Genomic DNA, 24,492 nt, shown 5'->3' on the forward strand with positions numbered 1-24,492 from the left:
ATTTATTCTGTATGTAACTATTTGTTTACTTTTGTGTGCAAGAAACAGTTTTTTACATCAAATTGACTGTTCTAAGATGCAATAATTAATGAAAATGAATTATCAAATTATCATTCCTGCGCATAACGAGGAACAATTTATTGGATTAACAATAGATTCTTTAGTAAATCAAACGATTTTACCTAAAAACATTCTTGTTGTTAACGATAATTCTACAGATGATACTCAAAAAATCATAAGTGAATATTGTGCTAATTATCCAAATTTCATTTCTAGCATTTCCATAAAATCGGAAGCAGTACATTTACCAGGAAGCAAGGTCATTAATGCCTTTAATTATGGATTAAAATTCATTGATGAGGAATTTGACATTATTGTTAAGGCAGATGCCGATTTAATATTTCCTCTAAATTACTTTGAAACCATAATTGAACATTTTCAGTCGGATGAATCAACCGGAATGGTTGGCGGGTTTGCCTACATAGAAAAAAAAGGAGCATGGATTTTAGAAAACCTTACAGACAAAGACCATATTCGTGGCGCATTTAAAGCCTATAAAAAAGCGTGTTTTGAGCAAATTGGCGGACTAAAACCAGCAATGGGTTGGGACACTGTTGACGAACTATTATGTAAATTTTACAAATGGAAAGTAGTCACTGATGAAAGCCTACAAGTAAAACATTTAAAACCTACAGGAGCTAATTACAACAAAGCTTCTCGTTATAAACAAGGCGAAGCATTTTACAGATTAGGTTACGGTTTTACGATTACAACAATTGCTTCTTTAAAATTAGCCTTACGAAAAAAGAAACCTTTATTATTTATAGATTACTTAAAGGGTTTCTGGAAAGCAAAATCTTCAAAAATTGGTTTATTAGTCACAAATGAACAAGCAAAATTTATTAGAAAATACCGTTGGAAAAAAATGAAAGAGAAGTTGTTTTAATTTAAAAAACATAAAGCGTTTTTTATCTATTTTAGCATAAGTATAAAAATAGTTTATACAAACAATGAATTCTTTTAATAGTATTTTAAATTTTTATTAAAATTTTATTCAGAATATTGAATAAAATTTAAAAAAATAAAACATGAAAAAGAAAATCATTACATACTTAACATTTTTAGTTTGTGTGTCAATACAAGCACAAGATTATGTTGACATCGTAAAATTTACAAGTCATAATGCTACATTAGGAAATGTGGACAACGACTATGAAACAAGTGCAAACAATTTAAACTTTGAGTTATATTATCCTTCAGTAATTAACGAAAAACTAGTTGTTCTTACTGGAATAACAGCAGAAAACACAGCATTAAACCTTACACCTTTTTCAGACAGAAGTAATTTAACAATGACTCGCTTAAACCTAGGTGTGAAATATCAACATTCAGAAAAATGGTCGGGAACATATGTTTTCTTACCTAAAATTGCTTCTGATTTTAATAATATTGGCTCAAATGATTTTCAATTTGGTGGAATAGCTATTCTTGATTATCAAGCTAAAGAGAATTTAAAATATAAATTTGGTTTATACAGTTCTACTGAAAATTTTGGAACAACATTAACGCCAATTATTGGACTTTGGCACAGATCTAAAAACCAAAAACTATACATAAATGCAACATTGCCAATAAGAATGGACATTAATTATGCTTTATCTAGCAAATTTAGTGTAGGTTCTGATTTGCTAACATCAATAAAATCATATAATCTTTCAGAATTCAATTCAGATTTTTATGTACAAGAAGAATCTATTCGTTTAGCTATGTATGCCTCTTATGGTTTGCTAGACAACGCCTTGTTGTTAAGAGCAAAAGTTGGACTTGACACTACTGACTATGGATTATACAGCTCAGACGACACAATAGGTGTACAAGTTTTAACCGTTCAATTAGGTGGCGATGATAGAACAAGATTAAATTCGGAATTTGCTGCAGGTTTATTTTTTGGAGGAGACATTATTTATAGATTTGATATTAAAAAGAAAGAATAAATTATTGATTATTAATTTATAAAAAGCACTGTATAATAAATATATGGTGCTTTTTTTATGTATATAATACAAATGATTTTACTCCTTAACCACTTTTTTAACCAAAACTGCTCCCTCTTGAGTAATTAAACGCAAGAAATACATGCCTTGTGCTAAATTTAATGTATTAAGTTGATTTACAAAAGGTTGATTAATAATTTGTTTGCCCAACACATCATACAACTCCATGGTTTTAAATGCCGTAGTACTTTCTATGTGTAAGCTGTTGTTAAAAGGATTTGGGTAAACCGTTGCAGTGGTAGTTTCAAAATCTTCTGCACTCATGGTGCAACCCGCATAATTAAAAACATCTGGGTGGTCTGTTACTACTTGCCCTTGAAAACTTAAAGTTGCACGACTTGGCGGTGAACCTGTAAATGAATTTCTACATACCGCATGCAAAATATAAGTAGTGCCAGCCGTTATATTAACATAAGCGAGCAATTCATTAGCCCCCCCAAAAACCGTTTTTGAATCCAATTCCCGTGCAACCTTCAATATTTACTTCAGGTGAACTTGAATTGCATCGCAACCAATACGTATTATTAGCTAAATCGCTACAATTAGGATTGTTATGAAATAATGCCCAATTCCAATCTTCTGTTGTAATATCAGGGCAAATTAACAATCCAAATTCGCCAGAATATTGAGCGGTAAATATAAACCAAGCGGAGTTATTTTCCCATTGTGCTATATTTGCATGACTTAAACAATACAATCCCATAGCACCATTAGCATCATCAATATTTCCTATACCATTTACTTCAAAATAGTAATTCTGGGTAGCATCACAAATTCTGTAAGCATCAATACAATCTTCAGGTGTGTTAATTTGGGAGAATATTGCAAAAGGTGAAAAAAGGGCAAAAAATTGCACTATTTTAATTCCTCTATTTACTTTATTTATTAGTTGCACATCTAAAATGTTAACATTATATCAAACATAATAATATACTCTTTTATTACCAAAGAAAACTAGTGGAAAATACGAATCTGCGTAAGTGATAGTAGCGACATCCTTTTATTTATGATTGCGAGGAGAAACGACATGGCAAACGAAATAAAAGATACAGCGAATGACACCACCCTTTAGGGTTACGCCCAAAAAACTTATGCCTCTTACTTTATAACTCGTCTTAAATTACTATTTTTGAAGATATTTCATACACTATGATGCTCATTCGATATTTATCGCAAATAGGAAAATATTTTATTATGCTTAAAGAGGTTTTTAATAAGCCTACTAAATGGAGCGTAATGAAACAATTAATTTTAAAAGAAATTGACGATTTAATAATTGACTCTCTTGGAATTGTTGCTTTTATTTCGTTTTTCGTAGGTGGAGTTGTTTCTATACAAACGGCTTTAAACTTAACGAATCCTTTAATTCCAAAATATTTAATTGGTTTTGCAACAAGACAATCAATCGTTTTAGAGTTTGCTCCTACTTTTATTTCCATTATTATGGCGGGTAAAATGGGTTCGTTCATAACATCTAGCATTGGAACTATGCGTGTAACAGAACAAATTGACGCACTGGAAGTTATGGGAGTTAACTCTTTAAACTATTTAGTTTTTCCAAAAATAATAGCACTTTTATTGTATCCGTTTGTTATTGGACTCAGTATGTTTTTAGGTGTTTTTGGCGGTTATTTAGCAGCAGTTTATGGCGGTTTTTCATCAAGTAATGAATTTGTAAACGGTTTACAAGTAGATTTTATTCCATTTCATATTGCTTATGCATTCATTAAAACCTTTGTGTTTGCAATTATTTTAGCTACCATCCCTTCTTTTCATGGTTTTTACATGAAAGGCGGAGCACTTGAAGTTGGTAAAGCAAGTACGGTTTCGTTTGTTTGGTCATCTGTAGTAATTATTTTAATGAATTATATCTTAACCCAAATACTTTTAAGCGCATGATAGAAGTTAAGAATTTAGAAAAAACTTTTGGTGACCAAAAAGTATTAAAAGGAATCAGTACTCGTTTTGAAGCCGGACAAACTAATTTAATTATTGGTCAAAGTGGTTCTGGAAAAACAGTTTTCTTAAAATCGCTTTTAGGAATTCATACGCCCGAAACTGGAACCATTTCTTTTGACGGAAGAATTTATAGTGAATTATCTAATGATGAGAAACGTGCTTTAAGAACCGAAATAGGAATGGTCTTTCAAGGAAGTGCTTTGTTTGATAGCATGACGGTTGAAGAAAACATAGGTTTTCCATTGAAAATGTTTTCTAATAAAACACCTAAAGAAATAAAAGAACGTGTTGATTTTGTAATTGAACGTGTAAACCTTGTCAATGCACATGCTAAAAAACCTTCTGAAATTTCTGGTGGAATGCAAAAGCGTGTTGCTATTGCAAGAGCAATTGTAAACAATCCGAAATATCTTTTTTGTGATGAACCGAACTCAGGTTTAGATCCAAAAACAGCGATTGTTATTGACAATTTAATTCAGGAAATCACTAAAGAATACAACATTACAACGGTTATTAATACACACGATATGAACTCGGTTATGGAAATTGGTGAAAAAATCACTTTCCTTAAAAATGGATTATTAGAATGGGAAGGTTCTAACAAAGAAATTTTTAAAACTGATAATGAAGCGGTTACAGACTTTGTGTATTCATCTGAATTATTCAAAAGAGTACGAAAAATGTATTTAGAAGATGATGCGAATTAATTACTCGGTTCAACAATAATTTTTTCGTTTTTTAGCTTTGTTCGCAACCAATTTTGAAGCGTTTCGGTACTTTTTAATTTTTCTTTACTGTTGAAGCCATTATTGAATTTAATTTGAAAAACCGGAATTGTATCGGTAGATGTAAAATTTGTCTTTATAGCATTAGCATAACTTACTTCGCTAATTTCTTTTTGCAAAGACTTAATTTCATTTGCTATATCAATAAAAGGAAAATCTGATTCTTTTTTTGCAACTAACTGATTTTTTAAATCAAAAATTTCCCTGTCTTTTTCAAGCAAAACTGCTTCTTTCTTAACTAATAATTGTTGATTGGATAAAAATGACGATTCAATTTCATTAATTTTATTAAGCGTTTCAATATTTCCAGCGTTTTGCATTACTTTGAAGTTACATTTCTCGTAACCCATTTGTTTCATATCTTCTTCAAATTTTGAAATATCTTCTTTAGAAAGGCTTTTGCCAATTACTGCAAATTCAATTTTCTTTGTTGCATAATGAACGTCAACATCTAGTATTAAAATACCTTTTTCAGCTTTTACTTTTTCAATTAAGTTGGTCACTTTTTGAGTAAAATCGGACTTTTTATACAGGTTGTAAAACATATATATACTAGGAACTAAAATAGCAATTGCAAAAACTGTAATTACTTGAGATATTGTTTTTCTTCGTTTAGAGTTTGCATAGGCTTCATAAGGAAACTTTAAAAATCGAACAACAATAAAAGTTGAAGAAGCTATAAAAACAGTATTAATTGAAAACAAAAAAATTGCACCTCCAAAAAAAGCCCATTTTCCTGTTGCCAATCCATAACCCGCTGTACAAAGTGGTGGCATTAATGCTGTTGCAATGGCTACACCTGCAATTGTATTTAATGATTTATTCCTTCTACTTAGTGCAACAATAAGAGCTAAACCTCCAGAAAGCGCAATAATTACATCGCGAACATCAGGAATAGTACGAGCAACTAGCTCGGGTGTTTCATCTTGAAACATAGGAATGCTAAAAAACAAAAAAGAAGTGAAAATGCTGAGAATTACCATTACAGCAAAATTCTTTAATGCTTTTCTTAAAAGATCTATATCATTTATCCCTAACGAAAGACCCATACCTAATATTGGACCCATTAAAGGCGATATTAACATGGCACCAATAACTACAGCAGTTGAACTTGTATTTAAACCAGCAGAAGCAATTAAAATGGAAAAAATTAGAACCCAGGCAATTTGACCTTTTACATAAACTCCATTTTTAATATCTTGAATGGTAGCTTCTTTATCAGTATCAGAAGAAATATCAAAAATTTCAAGCAAATATTTTTTAATAATTGCGACAATATTAATATTTTGATTATTCTCCATAATATGATTATTTAAGTTTTGAAACTATTTTCTTAATGTCTTGTTCTTTACTTTTAGGATAAATCATTAATACATTGTCTCTATCTACAATAATATAGTCATTTAGGCCATCTATTACAACCGTTTTCTTACCGTCTGTACGGATGATGTTATTAGTCGCGTTTTCTAATAAAACTTGAGCATTCACAATTGCATTTTCATCTTTGTCTTTTGGCAATTTATCATATAAAGAGCCCCATGTTCCCAGATCATTCCAATCGAAAGTTGCTGGTAAAACAAATACATTTTTTGCCTTTTCAAGAATTGCATAGTCTATTGATATGTTTTCAGTTAAAGGATATTGTTCATTTATAAATTCTTGTTCCTTCTCTGAATTATATACATCATATCCATTCATAAAATGAGCAAACATATTTGGCTGAAAAGATTCAAAAGCTTCTAAAACCGCTTTAACACTCCAAATAAATATACCCGCATTCCATAGGTAATTTCTACTTTGAATAAATTGCTTTGCTGTATGATAATCTGGCTTTTCTCTAAATTGCGCTACTTTTTTTATAGGTCTGCTATCAAGCTTATCAAATTCAATATAACCATAACCAGTATTTGGAAAAGTAGGAACAATACCTAATGTCATTAATGAATCTTGGATTTCACAAAAATCAAATGAACGTTGAATATTAGCAACAAACTGTACTTCGTCTTCAATCCAATGATCACTTGGCGCAACAACCACTACAGCATTTGGGTTTTGCTTTTTTATTTTTAAAGAAGCATATAAAATACAAGGAGCCGTATTACGCATAGCTGGTTCTAATATTATTTGCTCTTGTTTCACCAAAGGCAACTGCTCTAAAACCAAACTATTGTAACGCTCATTTGTTAGAATTAAAATATTTTCTTTTGGTATTATTTGTGATAATCGGCTGAATGTTTTTTGAATTAAAGTATCTCCAGTTCCTAACATATCGTGAAATTGTTTAGGAAAATCTGTTGTACTTACAGGCCAAAAACGAGAACCAACTCCACCGGCCATTAATATTGCGTAATAATTTTTATTCATTTTTTTTAATTTCAATGCTATTAAAGCAATTAACTAGGTAATAACTCTACCTCAGCATTAGGTTGAAACAAGAAGACTCTACCAGTACTTAATTCTAAACACTCATAACGCTTTACTCGAAGTGCTATTTTTCTAAAAATTCTACCATTATGGATTCTAAAGTGACTTCCGTATGGTAATTCAAATATATAATTTTTATCGTTTTGTTCTTCATCAAATTGCTTTAAAGCTAAAGATAAAGTTGCATCGGTATCACTGCTGGCTTTAGGATTTCTAAAATGACGTGCCAACAAAGGCAACAATTGATTTGGAAATATTTCTGGTCGAATAAAAGGAACCATTAATTTTTGAAAAGTTAATTTCCATTCCTCTCCATGGGGTTTTATAAATCGTCCGTATTTTTCGAAAGCAACTAAATGTGCAATTTCATGAATTAAAGTCATTAAAAAACGGTATTTATTTAAATTGGCATTCACCGTAATTAAATGATAACCTTGAGCGTCTTTCCTATAATCGCCATGACGAGTTACCCGTTCATTTACAATTTTTAAATGTACGTGATTTGCTTTGATTAACTCAAAACAAGATTGAACAGCGTGTTCAGGAAGATATTTTTGTAAAACGTTACTCAAATTATTTATAATAATTTATTTTTCTTTTCCAAACATATAACTTTTCGCCGTTAATATATTTTACTTGTTCTGTCCAATTATTTTTATCATCAAAAGTATATTCAAATTTACATTCAACTTTTTTTCCTCTTTCATCATAAATTAGTTTAACTAGACTTTCATTATTATAAAAATAATTTACAATTTTATAAACCATATATTCATTTTTAGCAAAATAAACCCCTTCTAACTTGATAGAAGTTTTATCAAAAATCTTTATGTTTTTTTCTAATTTATCATAAATTGAATAAACAGAATTCATTTCAATTTTCCTATCTTTTTTATCGTATTTATATTTGGTAATCGACTTAATCGTATCATTTAAATCTGTTACAATAGCATATTCAATTAATCCATTTTTTAAATGAAAATTTTTTGTTTTTCTCCATAATTCAACCTGATTTTCATCTTTCGGGTCATTTCTATATTGCCATACCTCTTCAAGACTACCGTCCTGATTATAGAAATACTCTTCTTGTAGTTTATCTTTACCTAAATAGCTTAAATAAGAGGAGCTTGAGCTATCATTGTAATATTCATGAACCCAATAGTCTTTATATATTTTTTTTATCTTCCTTCCTTGCTCATCATAAACAAACTTAAAACCTCCAGAAACTCCTTCATCATTAAAATTATTTACCTCAACTAGTCTGTTGTCTTTTTTTCTATCATAAGCGTAATAAGTATATCTATAGCTTTCAGGATCATCAGATAAATAATCTATTGTAGATAGTAAATTTCCTGAATATTTATTGTAACTATGATTTGTAACACTAAAACTATCGTCAAAGCTATAAGTTTTAACCTGCTCTAACTTATCTTCTTCATTAAATTTGTATTCATATCTACTTAATGTATCTCCATCTTTAAAAAACCAAATTTCATTAGTTGCGTTACCTTTTTCATCAAATTCTTTATAATAATTTAAATAATGTACAAAAGCGGTATGATACCAATTGTTATAAAACCTAGACTTAGTAGCAACATTATTTATAAATCCACTATGTCCATAATCACCATCTGAACTAAAGAGTCTATAGTTTTGTTTATTTTTATTCAAAAAAACAAGTTCCTCTTTAACTGATTTTACTTTACCAAAAACAGTGTCTTTCATTTGGGAAAATGAAAAATTTATCCAACAAATAAGAATTAAAAATGAAATGCTATTTTTCATATTTACGGGGTAGTTGATGAAACCTGTAAAACTTTTCCGTTATAAAATTTATTTCCGGTTAACGAAAAGTCGTGAATATAGTTTGCCATTTCTTTAGCTGAAATTGGAGCTTCATATCCTGGAAAAGCTTCTTGTAGCATTTCGGTATTTACAGCACCAAGCGCTAAAACATTAAAAGCAATTCCTTGCTCTTTATATTCTTCGGCTAATAACTCAGACAATGTAATTACTGCTCCTTTACTAGAAGAGTAAGCTGCTAAGCCCGGAAACTTCATACTTCCTTGAATTCCGCCCATAGAACTAATCGTAACTACATGACTTCCTTTTTGCATAAATGGAATACAAATACGTGTTAATTCGGCAACTGCAAATACATTTACTTTATATACGTTTTCAAAATCTGTAAAAGAAATTTCTCCAAAAGGTTTATTTAATAAACTTCCTGCATTATTGATAAGCACATCTACTTTTTTCCATGTTGACTTAATAAAATCTTCAATTTGAACAAATTGTTCCTTATCAGACATGTCAATTGAAAGACAGGTGATGTTTTGATGTTTTATAAACTCCGAAGGTGTTTTTCTGGAAATGGCTAAAACTTGATGGCCTTCATTAGCAAATTGCAACGCTAATTCGTAACCAATTCCTCTAGAAGTTCCTGTTATGATTATATTTTTCATTATTTCTTCAATTGAATTTCTTTAAAACTTGCATTCATCATCTTTTCTAAAACAGGAATCATTTTATTCACCACATTAGCCATATGAACAGTATCCATTAGTTCAAATTCATCATCAGGTTTATGGTAAAAATCAAAGTTTTCAAAATCGAAAGTAGAAACCGTTTGTGCTGGCACTTCAAATTCATTAAAAAACGGATAATTATCTGACGCTCTAAACAATTGATATTGTGTTTCTACCGGTATGTAACCTATTAGCTTTTCTCCTGCATAATCATTCATTTTTTGCGCCATATTACTTCTACCAAAACCAGTTAAATACAACAACATATCGTCTCTATTCATTTTAACGCCAATCATTTCAAAGTTAAACATGAAATATAAATCCATATTTTGATCTTTTAATTTCTTTGCTAAATGTTTTGAACCCAACAATCCTTTTTCTTCCGCAGAGAAAAACACAAACAATAAACTTCTTTTGTTATTCTTTTTTTGTGCAAAATATTTCATTACCTCAGTTACCGCAGTCGTTCCTGAAGCATTATCATTTGCTCCATTTCCAATATCATCACCATTAACTGCTGCTATTTTACCTATATGATCATAATGTGCACCAATAATTACAAACTCATCTTTTAGTTTTGAATCAGTTCCTTCCATATAACCAACTATGTTATATGAAGTTTTACTAAAGTTTGAAAGAGTATCGCGATAGGTCTTAAAATAAGGTTTAACTCCGTTTTCTTTTAGCATTTTCTCTAAAAAGACACTGGCTTTCTCAATACCTTCACTTCCCGAATCTCTTCCTTCCAACGCATCTGAGGCCAAAAAAGATAATGTTTTAGCAACATTTTCTGGTTTAGAAAAATTGATTGTAGAAACTGCTCGTGTTTCATTAGTATCATTAACAACTTGAGTTGTTTTACATGAAAGCACTAAAAGTGCGGCTAAAAATAAAAAAATCTTCATAAGGTGTCTTTTTGTAAAAATAAAAAAATCCCAACAAATGTTGGGATTTTAAATATAAATATTAACTATTATTTATGCTAACATAGTAACAGGGTTTTCCATAAACGCTTTAAACGTTTGTAAGAATTGTGCTCCTGTTGCACCATCAACTGTTCTGTGATCACAAGCTAATGTAACTGTCATTGTGTTACCAACAACAATTTGACCGTTTTTAACTACTGGTTTTTCAACAATTGCACCAACTGATAAAATTGCAGAATTTGGTTGATTGATAATTGAAGTGAATGACTGAATACCAAACATTCCTAAATTAGAAATCGTAAAAGTACTTCCTTCCATCTCAGCTGGTTGAATTTTCTTTGATTTTGCTTTTCCTGCTAAATCTTTAACAGATGTTCCAATTTGAGTTAAACTCATTTGGTCTGTAAATTTCAACACAGGAACCATTAAACCATCTTCAACTGCTACAGCCACACCAATATTTACATGGTGATTGATTACCATAGCATCTTCTCTCCATTGAGAATTTACTTGTGGATGTTTTTTTAACGCCATTGCAGACGCTTTTATAACCATATCATTATAAGATACTTTGGTATCTGGTAAAGCATTAATCATTCCTCTTGATGCAATTGCATTGTCCATATCTAACTCTATTGTTAAATAATAGTGAGGAGCAGTAAATTTAGATTCAGCTAAACGACGCGCAATAGTCTTACGCATTTGAGAATTTTTAATCTCTTCTTGCAACATTTCTCCAGCCGGAACAAATGGTTGCACTGCCGCAACTGTGCTTGTAGCTTGAGTTACCGCTTGAGCAGCATTTGAAGTCGCAACAGATGGTGTGAAGTTTTCAACATCGCTTTTCACGATTCTTCCGTTTTCTCCAGAACCAGGAACTTGCGCTAAATTGATTCCTTTTTCTTGTGCTATTTTTTTTGCTAATGGAGACGCTAAAATTCTACCTCCATCATTTGTCACAACAGCAACATTTGAAGGTGTATTTGTTTTAGGAGCATCAGAAACAGTCTCTTTTGGAGCTTCTGTTGAAGTTGCACCTACTTTATAGTTAGCAGCAATAGCAGAAACATCAGTTCCCGCTGGTCCTAAAATTGCTAAAATAGAATCTACAGGAGCCGTTTTTCCTTCTTCAACACCAATATATAATAATGTACCTGAGTTAAAAGACTCAAACTCCATTGTAGCTTTATCTGTTTCAATTTCTGCAAGAATATCTCCTTCTGAAATCTTATCTCCTATCTTTTTTAACCAAGTTGCAACAGTTCCATCAGTCATTGTATCACTTAGTCTAGGCATGGTAACTACAATAACCCCTTCTGGAACTTCAACATTTAAATTTCCTGAAACCACATCTTGCTTTACTTCTTCCTCTTTACTTGATTCAACTATAGGAGTTTTACTTAAAATAGCTGAAATATCTTCACCCTCTTTTCCTATAATTGCCAACAATGAATCTACAGGAGCAGACTCACCTTCTTGGATACCTACATGCAACAAAACCCCTTCGTGAAATGACTCAAATTCCATTGTTGCTTTATCAGTTTCTATTTCAGCGAGAATATCACCTTCTGAAATTTTATCTCCAACTTTTTTAAGCCAAGTAGCTACAACTCCTTCTGTCATTGTATCGCTCAAACGTGGCATTGTAATAATCTCTGCCATAGCTTATAATTTATGAGGAATAAATGGATAATTCTCTTGTTCGTAAACAACATCATATAATTGTTGAACATCTGGATAGTCAGACTCTTCAGCAAATGTTGCGCACTCTTCAACTAAATCTTTAACTCTTTGGTCTATAGCTTCTATTTCACTTTCAGAAGCATAATTTTTTTCTTTGATTATATCTAAAATCTGCGTAATAGGATCAATTTTTTTGTATTCTTCAACCTCATCTTTAGTTCTATAAAGTTGGGCATCAGACATTGAGTGACCTCTATAACGATATGTTTTCATTTCTAAAAAAGTTGGTCCATCTCCACGACGCGCTCTTTCCATAGCTTCGTGCATAGCTTCAGCAACTTTTACAGGATTCATAGCATCAACTGGCCCACATGGCATTTCATATCCTAAACCAAGTTTCCAAATATCAGTATGATTAGCTGTTCTTTCTACAGAAGTACCCATTGCATATCCATTGTTTTCTACAATAAAAACAACTGGTAATTTCCACAACATTGCCATATTAAAGGCTTCATGCAAAGAACCTTGACGTGCAGCACCATCACCAAAATAAGTTAAAGTAACTCCTCCAGTTTCAAAATATTTATCTGCAAAAGCAATACCTGCTCCTACTGGGATTTGAGCTCCAACAATACCATGCCCTCCATAGAAACCATGTTCTTTTGAAAAAATATGCATTGAACCACCCATTCCTTTTGAAGTACCGGTAACCTTACCTAACAATTCCGCCATTACTTTTCTAGGATCTACTCCCATTCCAATTGGCTGAACGTGATTACGATAAGCGGTAATCATTTTATCTTTAGTCAAGTCCATAGCGTGTAAAGCTCCTGCTAATACTGCCTCTTGACCATTATATAAATGAAGAAATCCTCTTACTTTTTGTTGAATATAAAGTGCAGCTAGTTTGTCTTCAAACTTTCTCCACAATAGCATATCCTCATACCACTTAAGGTAAACCTCTTTTGTTATTGGTTTCATTACTTTTTTATTAAATTGAATACTTTCGCGCATTTTTAAACATACTTTGCACAAAGAGCAAAAATACTATTTACAACCTTATTGAAAAAATTAATTTTGTGTTTTTTTACAACAATAAGCTATAAATACTTTTTATCGAACATAAATGGCAAAATATTTTTTAAAGAATCTGATTTGTAGATCTTACCTTTACTTCCCATAAAATATATTTCTATATCTTGATCTTGTTTAATTTCATATTCTGCTATTGATTGCCTACATGAACCACATGGAGGAATAGGCTGATCTAAATCTCTATCAACCGGTGAGGCAGAGATGTATAGTTTTAAAATTTTTGCTTTAGGATAATTAGACCCTGCATAAAAAATTGCTACTCTTTCCGCACATAAACCAGAAGGATATGCTGCATTTTCTTGATTTGAGCCTTCAACAACCATACCGTTATCAAGTATAATTGCACATCCTACAGTGAATTTCGAATAAGGCGCATAAGCTTTTTTCCTAGCCTCTATAGCCAATTGCATCATTTTTTGAGAAGAAGAATCTAACTCAGTAAAATTTTCAAACTCAGTAAATGTAGTAGTAATTGATATTTCTTTCATAATAAGGGAAAAAAAATCCAAACTCTCTTAACAAGAATTTGGATGATTTAAAATTTATTTATTGTTACTTATAGTTCATCATATTTATCTCCAAAATTGAATGTTAGAGAAAAACGCAAAGTATTCTCTAATGGATTTCTAACTTTTGATGCTGAAAATAAATATGAAACATCAATTTTAACAATGTTATATTTAAACCCTGCACCAAGTGTAAAAAACTTCCTAGCTCCTTTTACTTCGCTTTCATGAAAATAACCGGTTCTTAAGGCAAATGAATCTTGATACCAATATTCAGCACCTAAAGCATAAGTAAACTCTTTAAACTCTTCACTTAAACCGTCTGGAGCATCTCCGAATGATTGAAAAATACCGCTTACCCAACCAATTTTTCTATATTCATTATTAGCAATAGTATAATCTGTATTGTCTATTGTACCGCTATTATCTTCATCACCTACCTTTGGTGGTGTTGGAACCAATAACTTAGTAGTTTCCCCTACAACACTAATTTTATTGAATTCATCGAAAATAAAATCAAAACCAACACCTAAACGCAAATTAGCTGGCATGAAGTTATCATTCAAATCATCATTATCATAACTTATTTTAGGCCCCATGTTTTGCAAATTAAAACCTGCTCTCCAACGCCCATTAAAATCCGTATAAGCCACCTCTTCAGATTGATAAAATCCTGAAATGTCCACCGCAAAAGTAGTAGCAGCAGAAGCATCATTTGTTCCATCATTAATTTTTAAATTAGATCTGATAAATCTACCTCCAATACCCATAGCAAACTTCTCACTAAGCTTTAAAGAGTATGATCCATCTAAAGCTAATTCATTTGGATTAACAACTCTCGGAACTTCGTTTGGATCTCCTGTTTGTCTTAATTCAATATCTCCTAAACCAAAATAACGAAATGAAGTTGCAAAAGCACTTCTCTCATTTATCCTATTATAGTATGTAATTTGCCCTAATGATATATCATTAGCTATACTAGTTAAATATGGTGTATAACTTAAAGAAAAACCTTGTTTATCTAGAGAAAAAGCATACTTGGCTGGATTATGCTGTTGAGAATATACATCTGCAGAAGTAGCCACACCCATGTCTCCCATACCTGCTGAACGCGCATCAGCTGCAATTAAAAGAAAAGGTACACCCGTAGTTATAACTCTATTTTCGTCTTGTGCAGATATACTTTGATTAGCTAAAATTAAGATTAATAAAAACGCAATTTTTTTCATTTATTTTTTTCATTTAATTGAACAAATATAATATTTTATTATAGGATTACAAGTTTCTCATATTTTTCTGATTTTTTTCCTGTAGTGGTAGAGCGCACTGTTAATTTATAAACGTAAACTCCTTTTCCAATTCGATCACCAAAATCATCTTTACCATCCCAAACAACCTCTCTACATAAAAATCCATCAGTTATTACCTGCTGGTTTATTGTTTTAACTAATTTTCCTGTAATTGTTAAAATTTGCACCTGAACATCTAAAGGTTCAAACGGCATATTGTGAGAAAACCAAAATTCAGTATAACTCACAAATGGATTTGGATAATTTAAAACTCGTTCGATTTTTAATCCATCTTCATTACAAACGGCATTAAATTGAATTTCTTGTGTGATTATATTATTATACACGTCCCAAGCCTTAAAAAGAATCGTATGCATACCAGATTCTAAATTTCTAAATGGAAATCTTACTTTTCCTTTAGTATAGTCATCATTTTCAGTTTCATAGTAATCATTTAAAACATACGGATTGGATTCGTCACCATCTAATATCGCAACAATATCATGTCCTATTCCACTGGCTGTATTGATTCCGTTCTCATCTTCCAAAAACGCCAATAAGTAAGGTGAGCAATTCGTAATTCCGCCTGAAGCAAAGCTTTCATCATTCATATACAACCTTACAGTTGGGGGCGTATTATCAGCAGGAGCACTTGTATTTACACCCCCAATTTGAATATCAGTATCATACCCTGTTTGATCTTGTAAAAAAGGACTATTTCTTTTTGCGTAAAAACTAATTTTTCCATTTCCTACCGGAATCCTAATATCTTGAGGCACTACAAAACTCAGTTCAAATTTCCCATTTTCAACCGAAGCATTTCCTCTAAAAATGGTCTCCCCAAGTGTTGTAAAATTCATTATAATTAAACTACCTGAACTATTAGTAGTTCCATTATTACCAAGTGTACTTCGATTTATTTCTTTATCAAAAATTTGAACCGCCAAATCACCATTATAATCTGATATTAAATTATCGGATTCATCAACAACTTCTCCTGAAATCTTCATTAAACTTAAGGCACTGAAAACATCGTTTGGTAAACTCACATCTACATCATTTACTTTTGTAAGAATAACTTTTGGTTTTGGAATTGCTAATTTCAAAGCAGGGTCTCCAATGCAAAAAACCACCCTTCTATTATCAGAACCAGTTCTTAACTTAGTAAGTCTTAACGCTTCTGAAACAGTTGGATAATTATTTGAACCAAAAGCATATAATTCTTCACTAAAAATATTATTCATATTAAACCCCGTAGTAACACCAATTTGCCTTGTTGTTGCAATTAAACTTATTGCCCCGCCATTTGTATTCCAGTACATATACTCACCTCCAGTAAATCTATTTGGATCATCAAATCTTGTAAACTCACAAGTGATGGTAACAAACAAAGGGTATCTATATCTGTTTGTCAAGTTTTGAGCATCTATTTTTTCAAACAAACGTTCACGTCCTAATGATTCCTCGTTTCCATGACCAAAATAATTAAAAACCAAAGCACCTATTTCCATATTATCTAGAAAATCATCTTTTGCTTCAGGATACCTTTCTCCTCCAGCAGCAACTTGCTGTATATAAGCATCTGTATGTATTTTTTTTACATTTACAAATGGCTTTTGTGCTACTAATGTATTTGCTAAATTATCAAGTCCAAATTGAAGTGTAGCATCTGTTTGATCATCTGCATCATCCGAATAAATAACATAATTATTTCTCCATCTTCCATAAGACTTTTCATCATGATACTCAATGACTTTATCAACCATTTCATTAGCTTGTTGCAACGAAGAAACCAACATTCTTCCAACAGCAATATCAATTCCGTCTATCCCACCAATCATTTGACCTTCACCATCATCCATTAACCCATAAAAATCATCTGACATAAATGACAAATACAAAGAAAAATTAGAAATATTATTCGTCTCGTTGGCACCTGGATTAAAACCATGAAAAACCGGAACAACATTCGTGTTATTAAACAGTCTGTTTTTATAATCATATGAAGCATCCCCAAACAAATTTACATATTTAACCCTATTGGAAATAGTTGAAGCGTTTTGGTAAACATACTTGATAAAGTTTCTAATTGCTCCAATATCTTGTTTTCCAGAACTAAATTCTTGATAAATAGCCTCAGTAGAAACAACCTTAACTTTCAATCCTGAATTTAACCTATGAAAATCTGCTAACCTTTCTGCAGGCATCAAAAAACTATTTGATGTAATAATTAAATAGTCTATATCTTGAAAAACTCCCGATTCGTTGAGAAAAATAGTACCTTTCAAATTTTGATTTGCAACGACACTGTTTGACTCTTTTAAAGGAATAAAAGCATCAGAAAAATCAACAGCTACATATTTCTTAACAGACCCTAAATTAACTTTAAAACTAAAATTAGATCCCGTGGAGTTAAGATACGACTTCACATTAAACCGATCCGTTACATCCCACACTTCGCTAATTTGAGTTGCATTAGTAAAACTATACTGGCCAATTCCAATATTGGCAGATTCTAGGTTGTTGAAAAAAGAAAACTGTTTTCCAAAACCAGTTAAATTTCTTACGGATGTTATTCTAATAAAATCTAGGTAACCATTTGAAGATGGAACCCCTCCATTATTATAAGTTAAATCAATATTAATATTTGTTGACGAGGAATTGAAATTAACATTTAATACATTTTCGTAACCTTCAACACCACTAAATGGAACTAAAGCAGGAAAAGCAACATTACCTATAGATTGATTGTTAGCTTTTACATCAAATGAAGAAGCTCCAAAAGATTTTGAAGCAAGATTTATCTTCAAACCAATAGGAACTGATACATCAAGATTAGGAATAGAAAAATCGAAACTTTGATTATTATTGATATTAAATTGTTCCCCAAACCATCTTCTTCCCACTTTCCCAGCATTAACTAAATCCTTTTCGTATGTAGTTATATCATTATAATTCACAAAATTAAAACTTGGTGAAGCTGAAGGCTCAACAGCTGAAGAAATTCTTTTACCAACACCAGAAGAAGTTGAAACATAAAAATATGATTTATCTGAATATAAATTTACACTTGTCAAACTCTCTGTATTCCATGTGTCAACTCCTTCAGCATAAAAAAGAATAAAATCTGAGTCATTAAAAACACCATCCTCTTCACCTACAAACTTTACTGCATTTTCAGTTAAATCATTTGGATAAAAAGTATTGTTTAATAATGGCAGCATTCGACCACCATTACCATAAATTTTAATATTTCTAGGATCGCTAGAAACATTCACACCCAATGATTGTAAAAAACTTTTTGAAAGCCTATAAACACCCGACTTTTCAACATAAAAACGATGCCAAGTTCCAGAACTTAAAACAGAATTAGAAATTAATCTAGTAGCCGAAGCAAATCTAGAAGAATTATCATAATCATAATTAAATTTAAAAGAAGAAATCCTTTTAATAACACCATTTTCAATAATTATTGGAGATAATTTTAATAAAGAATAAAAATCTTCTTTCGCTTTAACAGTCTCAATTGAATATTCTAATTTGTTAGGTAGTTTAGAAAAATCTAAATCGCGCAAAAAATCAAGCGAAACAACTTCATACTTAACATTAGTAATTACTATGGAAGATTTTCGAATAATTCCATTACTTTTAAAAGAGTATTTAAAAGCAATTGTTTTATTTGGGATATCAATATCAAAATAATCATAATTGAAATGAGGATAACTAAAAAAGACTCCTTCACTCAAATATTGACTTGACTGACTCCAATTTAAAGAAACAGGGGTTTCATTTTGTGAATAAACAACTCCAAAAAGAAAAAACACCAAATAAGTAAAAATCTTTTTCATTCTTAACAAAACGCAGTTTTAGTATATATATTACAAAGAGAAAAAAATAATTCAATAAATCTAAATTTATACAATAAAAAAAAAGCTAATGCGTTATAAAAGAGTTAGATTAACAAAAATTTAATATTTTTTTAAAAACATGTTGCAAATTAATACTTAATTATTATCTTGCGACACTAAAATTATTACCTACTAAAGTATGAAAATTAAGAAAATTATGACTTTAAAATTGATATTGGCATTGTCAGTAGCAATAGGTTTTACTAGTTGTAGTAAGAGCTCAGGAACAAAAGGTGGTTCAAAAGCGACGGGTTGGAAAATAAACGACAAAGAAGGTGGTTTTCAGTACAATTCAAAGTTCAAACAACAAGAAACTCCTCCGGGAATGATTCCTGTTGAAGGTGGAACTTTTACAATGGGTAAAGTACAAGATGACCCAATGCACGATTGGAATAACACTCCAAACCAACAACATGTGCAGTCATTTTTTATGGATGAAACTGAAGTTACCAACATCATGTATACAGAATACTTGTTTTGGCTAAAGACTGTTTTTCCTCCAGAAGATGAAAATTACAAAAACATATATACCGGAGCAATTCCGGATACATTAGTATGGAGAAATCGTTTAGGTTACAACGAAACAATGACAAACAATTACTTAAGACATCCTGCTTATGCAGAATACCCAGTAGTTGGAGTAAATTGGATCCAAGCAACTGAATTCAGTAAATGGAGAACTGACCGTGTAAATGAAAATATTCTTGAAAGAGAAGGATATTTAAAGAAAAATGCTAAAGTAAAAGAAGTTACAGCTGAAACTTCTTTCAGCACTGAAACATACTTAGCAGCTCCTACACAAACTTTTGGAGGTAAAGAAGAGGTAGTGCTTAAAAAAGAATTAAATAAAAGCGGAAGACAAGAAGTAGCAGATACTGCTAAAAACGTTTACGCTCAAAGAAATTCTGGTTTAATATTACCTGAATACAGATTACCAACTGAAGCAGAATGGGAATATGCTGCATTAGCTTTAGTAGGAAACAGAGAATACAATATTTACAAAGGACAAAAGAAATATCCTTGGAACGGACAATATACTCGTTCTGGACAAAGACAATATAGAGGAGACCAATTAGCCAATTTCAAACAAGGAAAAGGTGATTACGGTGGGATTGCTGGATGGTCTGATGACGGTGCAGACATTACTAACAAAGTAAAAAGTTATCCTCCAAATGATTTTGGTCTTTACGATATGGCTGGAAACGTTGCAGAATGGGTTGCCGATGTTTACAGACCGATGGTAGACGATGAAGCAAACGACTTTAACTATTTTAGAGGTAACGTTTACATGAAAAATAAAATTGGTGAAGATGGTACAGTAGAAATTGTTACTACCGACAACATCACTTACGACACATTAAGTAATGGTAAAATTCTTGCAAGAAACTTCCCTGGACAAATTGCACAGGTTCCTGTAGATGACAATGAAACATATTTAAGAACTCAATTCTCAACTTCTGACAACAGAAACTACAGAGACGGAGATAGAGCTTCAACAAGAAAATTTGATTTTGGTTCATCTGAAGAAGAAGAAGATGGTAAAGAAGATCAATTTAGAATGTATGAATCTCCTAAGCACACTATTTCTGTTGACAGCTTGGGTGATATGACTAAAAAACATGACAAGTCTAATGATAGAACTACTTTAGTTAACGATAACGTTAGAGTTTACAAAGGTGGTTCATGGAGAGATAGAGCTTACTGGTTAGACCCAGCATCTCGTAGATATTTCCCACAAGACATGGCAACAGATTATATTGGATTTAGAAACGCAATGTCTAAAGTTGGACCAAAATCTAACAAAAAGACTCCAAGAGGAAATCCTAAACAATAAATAGTACTTATACTTTTACAAAAGCCCTTTCAATTGAAAGGGCTTTTTTTATTATATTCGCTTTATGAAAATTGAAAATATATACTTAAAATTTCTTGAATGTTCAGGAGTATCGACAGACACAAGAAAGATAGAGCAAAATAGCATGTTCTTTTCCCTTAAAGGTGATAATTTTGATGCAAATACTTTTACCAAAGAAGCTTTAGAAAAAGGAGCAAAATACGTTGTTATAGACAATCCTAAATACTATATTGAAGGAAAAACTATTTTGGTAGAAAATGTATTGATTACTTTACAAGAAATTGCAAATCACCACAGGAGAACATTAAAAACACCAATAATTGCACTTACTGGAAGTAACGGAAAAACGACCACTAAAGAATTAATTAACGTAGTTCTATCAACAAAATTCAAGACTATAGCAACTATTGGAAATCTAAACAATCATATTGGAGTGCCATTAACATTATTAAGGTTTAATGAGAGTACGGAAGTTGGGATTGTTGAAATGGGAGCTAACCATCAAAAGGAAATAGAATTTTTATGTCAAATAGCTGAGCCTAACTTTGGATACATTACAAACTTTGGAAAAGCACACTTAGAAGGATTTGGTGGTGTAGAAGGGATTATAAAAGGGAAAAGCGAACTCTATACCTATTTAAAACAAAATAAACAAATTACAATAGTTAACCTAGACGACACTTTACAAAAAGAAAAAACAGAAAACTCAAATCGATTTACATTTGCAAATAATAACGAAAATGCAGACGTAAAAATAAATTCAATTGAAGCAAACCCAATGGTTAAGATTCAATACAATAACACTGAAGTAAAATCTCATTTAATAGGCGCTTATAACGCGAACAACATAAACGCAGCAATTGCTATTGGGAAATACTTTAAAATTGAAGATGTCGATATCAAAAATGCAATTGAGAACTATATTCCTACTAACAATAGATCACAATTAATTGAGAAAAATAATAATCAAATCATCTTAGATGCCTATAATGCAAATCCTAGCAGTATGGCTGCGGCAATTGAAAACTTTATTCAAATTAACAAAGATTCAAAAGTTGTAATTCTTGGCGACATGTTCGAATTAGGAGAAGACAGCTTAATTGAACACAAAAACATTGTTAGATTATTAAAGAATCAAGTATCCATAACTTCTCATTTTGTTGGAAAAGACTTTTACTCAAATAAGGAAAATGAAAATCATTTACATTTTTATCAAAATTTTGAAAAGTTTTCAGAACAAATTAGAAACAAAAAAATAAAAAACAGCTTTATACTAATAAAAGGTTCTAGAGGAATGGCTCTTGAAAGAACATTAGAAATTATATAAAATAAGAATTATGCTTTTCAGAATTTATTGATGAAATATCATAAAATTTAACAATCAGATAAAATTTTTTCCTTAAACACAGGAAAAATACTATTTTTTTTTAAACCTCTTTCAACTTATTCTATGTCAACATATTTTTCAAATATGATATTTAATAATTAAAATCTTGTTCACATAAAACCACTTTATCACCTATCAAATAAAAATAAATTAAAAACGTTTTAACTTATCAAATTAAATATTTATTTTAGTTTTCTATATCTTAAAAAAGCTAAAATTCACCAACTTAATTTATATAAGATGCAGATTTTTAATAAAATACTAGTTTTATTTTGTTTCCTGATTTTCAGTGAAAATGTATTTTCTCAAAAAGAATTCAATAAAGAAATTTTAAAAAAATTAAAAGCAAAAAAAATAGAATGGGGCTATTTTGGAGGTGATGAAGTAGCTAAAATATTCAAAAACAAAAAATGGGGATTGTATTCAATTTCAGCATATGATAAAGATAATATCGAAATAAACACAATTATTCAACCTAAATTTGACTCCTTAGGTTGGTTTGACCATAAACCTTTTGCTATTGTAAAAAACAAAAATAAATACGGAATACTTCTAAATCCGTATGAAATAGGAAATTCAGCAAACAAAGTAGAATTCAAATTTTCTAAAATTCTCATAAAAGAAAAAAACGAAGCATATTACACACTAATTCAAGAAAATAATCTTTGGGGATTAGCCGATTGGTTTGAGCAAGAAATTATTATAGATTGCATATACAAAACGCCTGATGAAGTTCCGCTTCAAAATGTATCTCCTTGGGAAATAGCCATTATTAAAAGAGCAAAAAAGCAATTAGAGTGCGATGTAATTTTATTTGATTCAGGTAACGGAGATGGCGTTTTTAAAGGCAGAAACAAAAGCTCCAAAAAATGGGGAATGTATCAAGATTTAGAGGGTACCGAAATTAAAACATTAATTCCTGCAAACTACGATGACATAAAATTCTTCTCGTGGAATGGAAAATTTACCGCTGTTACTCAAAATGGTAAAATTGGCTTCTACCTATCTAAATTTAGCTATGGTGAACAAGCCAAACAATCTGTTCCTTGTAAATATGACGATTACAAATTATACGATCATAACAACGTAATTAAACTCGCTTGTTTAAAAGACGATAATTGGGGTTGGGTAGATTGGCTAACAGGTGAAGAACGAAGCGAATTCAAATACAAAACCAAAGAATCATTACCCTATCCTGCTTACGTTCAAGAAGAATGGATAGAAGAATAAATTATTAAAATCAACAAGATGAAAATGCTTTAAAATAAATTTTGTGATAGAAACTTTAATTAAAAATAATTGCGAATCTGATTTAATTGAATGGCTAAAAAAGTTATATACTAACGATACGAACATTTCTGAATCCGATAAAATAAAATTGCAGGATTATGAGACAGCTGATTATGTTCTTTTAGGTATAATTGGTTTAATTCTTGACAATAAAGCCAGAATTTTACTCGGTAAAAAACAAGTATATGATAAAGAAATTCAAGAAAAATGCAAACAGTATCCAATTTCGCAAAACGATATAGCTGAAATTGCTAACAAATTTTTAGAAGACGATTTTAGCGAAGAAAGTGAATTTATTTTACGAAAAGTAATGCTCGAATATCCTAAAAAAAACAGAATTAGATAACTAAATATAATTTTAAATATGAGAAAAATAAATCAAATCATTTTAATTGTTTTTTGTTTATCAATATTTACAAGTTTTACCAAACATGAAAATATTGACTCTAAACCAAAAAAACTTTTTAGAGCATATTTTTTTACAAAAACTAAATGGGAAGGAAACGGCAAATGGGCATGTCATTATACAGCAGGTTTAATAATCCAATCTGAATGTTTGGAAGATGAGTCTGATTATGGTTTATCTACTTCCTACGCTTTAGACAGAATGAATAATAAAATAAAATACACACCAGGTGGAAATTATAATAAAAACGATGTAACTTTCAGTTGGACTTATACAAGTGAGCAAAAAGCGTTAGACTGGCTTTGGAAAAATTATGATGAATTAGAAGAAAAAGCAGATTGTGTTCCCGACTTTCATTGGTGGAAAGTGAATGAACATGAAAGATTTTGTGAATAAT

Annotated in this window: 22 protein-coding genes; 9 read left to right on the forward strand and 13 right to left on the reverse strand. The window is 30.9% G+C overall.

All coding sequences use genetic code 11. The annotated features are described in order from the left end of the window. Positions 1–94 precede the first annotated feature (94 nt). Both ACQ65T_RS01425 and ACQ65T_RS01430 read left to right on the forward strand, forming a co-directional pair. Entirely contained in the window at positions 95–946 is an 852-nt protein-coding gene (locus tag ACQ65T_RS01425) for a glycosyltransferase (protein ID WP_430399331.1), read from the forward strand. Between the two features lie 142 nt (positions 947–1,088). After that, positions 1,089–1,994 carry a DUF6268 family outer membrane beta-barrel protein gene (locus tag ACQ65T_RS01430; protein ID WP_430399332.1) on the forward strand — a complete coding sequence of 302 codons (906 nt, stop codon included), beginning with the start codon at positions 1,089–1,091 and terminating at the stop codon, positions 1,992–1,994. Positions 1,995–2,072: 78 nt separating this feature from the next. Here ACQ65T_RS01430 and ACQ65T_RS01435 read toward each other — a convergent pair whose 3' ends face one another. Both ACQ65T_RS01435 and ACQ65T_RS01440 read right to left on the reverse strand, forming a co-directional pair. Next, positions 2,073–2,513, reverse strand: a complete 441-nt coding sequence (locus ACQ65T_RS01435) for a T9SS type A sorting domain-containing protein (protein ID WP_430399333.1) — start codon at positions 2,511–2,513, stop codon at positions 2,073–2,075. Then, positions 2,482–2,949, reverse strand: a complete 468-nt coding sequence (locus ACQ65T_RS01440) for a hypothetical protein (protein ID WP_430399334.1) — start codon at positions 2,947–2,949, stop codon at positions 2,482–2,484. The genes ACQ65T_RS01435 and ACQ65T_RS01440 overlap by 32 nt, the downstream gene beginning before the upstream one ends. Before the next feature lie 254 nt (positions 2,950–3,203). On the opposite strand from ACQ65T_RS01440, the gene ACQ65T_RS01445 reads away from it, so the two are divergent. Both ACQ65T_RS01445 and ACQ65T_RS01450 read left to right on the forward strand, forming a co-directional pair. Next, positions 3,204–3,953 carry an MlaE family ABC transporter permease gene (locus tag ACQ65T_RS01445; RefSeq protein ID WP_430399335.1) on the forward strand — a complete coding sequence of 250 codons (750 nt, stop codon included), beginning with the start codon at positions 3,204–3,206 and terminating at the stop codon, positions 3,951–3,953. After that, positions 3,950–4,720 carry an ABC transporter ATP-binding protein gene (locus ACQ65T_RS01450; protein ID WP_430399336.1) on the forward strand — a complete coding sequence of 257 codons (771 nt, stop codon included), beginning with the start codon at positions 3,950–3,952 and terminating at the stop codon, positions 4,718–4,720. The genes ACQ65T_RS01445 and ACQ65T_RS01450 overlap by 4 nt, the downstream gene beginning before the upstream one ends. On the opposite strand, the gene ACQ65T_RS01455 is transcribed toward ACQ65T_RS01450, so the two are convergent. The 11 genes from ACQ65T_RS01455 to porU form a co-directional block, all read right to left on the reverse strand. Next, positions 4,717–6,099: a DUF389 domain-containing protein gene (locus tag ACQ65T_RS01455; RefSeq protein WP_430399337.1), complete on the reverse strand. Its 1,383-nt coding sequence runs from the start codon at positions 6,097–6,099 to the stop codon at positions 4,717–4,719. The genes ACQ65T_RS01450 and ACQ65T_RS01455 overlap by 4 nt on opposite strands. A 7-nt stretch (positions 6,100–6,106) precedes the next feature. After that, on the reverse strand, positions 6,107–7,162 hold the full coding sequence (locus tag ACQ65T_RS01460; RefSeq protein WP_430399338.1) for a mannose-1-phosphate guanylyltransferase: 1,056 nt from the start codon (positions 7,160–7,162) through the stop codon (positions 6,107–6,109). 29 nt (positions 7,163–7,191) lie between these two features. Then, positions 7,192–7,794, reverse strand: a complete 603-nt coding sequence (locus ACQ65T_RS01465; protein WP_430399339.1) for a SprT-like domain-containing protein — start codon at positions 7,792–7,794, stop codon at positions 7,192–7,194. A 1-nt stretch (position 7,795) separates the two neighbouring features. Beyond that, the gene (locus tag ACQ65T_RS01470; protein WP_430399340.1) at positions 7,796–8,947 is read right to left on the reverse strand and encodes a hypothetical protein; all 1,152 of its coding nucleotides are present in this window, start codon (positions 8,945–8,947) and stop codon (positions 7,796–7,798) included. Between the two features lie 62 nt (positions 8,948–9,009). Further along, on the reverse strand, positions 9,010–9,687 hold the full coding sequence (locus tag ACQ65T_RS01475; protein WP_430399341.1) for an SDR family NAD(P)-dependent oxidoreductase: 678 nt from the start codon (positions 9,685–9,687) through the stop codon (positions 9,010–9,012). Next, on the reverse strand, positions 9,687–10,655 hold the full coding sequence (locus tag ACQ65T_RS01480) for a M28 family metallopeptidase (RefSeq protein ID WP_430399342.1): 969 nt from the start codon (positions 10,653–10,655) through the stop codon (positions 9,687–9,689). Before ACQ65T_RS01480 ends, ACQ65T_RS01475 begins: the two co-directional genes overlap by 1 nt. Before the next feature lie 72 nt (positions 10,656–10,727). Then, complete coding sequence (locus ACQ65T_RS01485) at positions 10,728–12,338, reverse strand: 2-oxo acid dehydrogenase subunit E2 (protein WP_430399343.1); 1,611 nt, start codon at positions 12,336–12,338, stop codon at positions 10,728–10,730. Between the two features lie 3 nt (positions 12,339–12,341). Continuing rightward, the gene (gene pdhA, locus ACQ65T_RS01490) at positions 12,342–13,340 is read right to left on the reverse strand and encodes a pyruvate dehydrogenase (acetyl-transferring) E1 component subunit alpha (RefSeq protein WP_430399344.1); all 999 of its coding nucleotides are present in this window, start codon (positions 13,338–13,340) and stop codon (positions 12,342–12,344) included. Positions 13,341–13,459: 119 nt separating this feature from the next. Further along, positions 13,460–13,942: a cytidine deaminase gene (gene cdd / locus ACQ65T_RS01495; protein WP_430401294.1), complete on the reverse strand. Its 483-nt coding sequence runs from the start codon at positions 13,940–13,942 to the stop codon at positions 13,460–13,462. A gap of 68 nt (positions 13,943–14,010) precedes the next feature. Beyond that, positions 14,011–15,189, reverse strand: coding sequence for a type IX secretion system outer membrane channel protein PorV (gene porV / locus ACQ65T_RS01500; RefSeq protein ID WP_430399345.1), 1,179 nt, complete (start codon positions 15,187–15,189; stop codon positions 14,011–14,013). A gap of 38 nt (positions 15,190–15,227) precedes the next feature. Further along, positions 15,228–19,097 (reverse strand): type IX secretion system sortase PorU, encoded by a 3,870-nt coding sequence (gene porU, locus ACQ65T_RS01505; protein ID WP_430399346.1) that lies wholly within the window; start codon positions 19,095–19,097, stop codon positions 15,228–15,230. Between the two features lie 199 nt (positions 19,098–19,296). Between porU and gldJ the strand changes: the two genes are divergently transcribed. The 5 genes from gldJ to ACQ65T_RS01530 all read left to right on the forward strand — a co-directional run bounded on the left by gldJ (position 19,297) and on the right by ACQ65T_RS01530 (position 24,491). Beyond that, positions 19,297–20,991 carry a gliding motility lipoprotein GldJ gene (gene gldJ, locus ACQ65T_RS01510; RefSeq protein WP_430399347.1) on the forward strand — a complete coding sequence of 565 codons (1,695 nt, stop codon included), beginning with the start codon at positions 19,297–19,299 and terminating at the stop codon, positions 20,989–20,991. Positions 20,992–21,055: 64 nt separating this feature from the next. Continuing rightward, positions 21,056–22,339 carry a UDP-N-acetylmuramoyl-tripeptide--D-alanyl-D-alanine ligase gene (locus tag ACQ65T_RS01515; protein WP_430399348.1) on the forward strand — a complete coding sequence of 428 codons (1,284 nt, stop codon included), beginning with the start codon at positions 21,056–21,058 and terminating at the stop codon, positions 22,337–22,339. Positions 22,340–22,639: 300 nt separating this feature from the next. Then, positions 22,640–23,629: a WG repeat-containing protein gene (locus ACQ65T_RS01520; RefSeq protein ID WP_430399349.1), complete on the forward strand. Its 990-nt coding sequence runs from the start codon at positions 22,640–22,642 to the stop codon at positions 23,627–23,629. Between the two features lie 43 nt (positions 23,630–23,672). Continuing rightward, complete coding sequence (locus ACQ65T_RS01525; RefSeq protein WP_430399350.1) at positions 23,673–24,035, forward strand: hypothetical protein; 363 nt, start codon at positions 23,673–23,675, stop codon at positions 24,033–24,035. An 18-nt stretch (positions 24,036–24,053) separates the two neighbouring features. After that, positions 24,054–24,491 (forward strand): hypothetical protein, encoded by a 438-nt coding sequence (locus tag ACQ65T_RS01530; RefSeq protein ID WP_430399351.1) that lies wholly within the window; start codon positions 24,054–24,056, stop codon positions 24,489–24,491. Position 24,492: the final 1 nt, after the last annotated feature.

The organism is Flavobacterium sp., from assembly GCF_965284515.1.
GTDB lineage: Bacteria > Bacteroidota > Bacteroidia > Flavobacteriales > Flavobacteriaceae > Flavobacterium.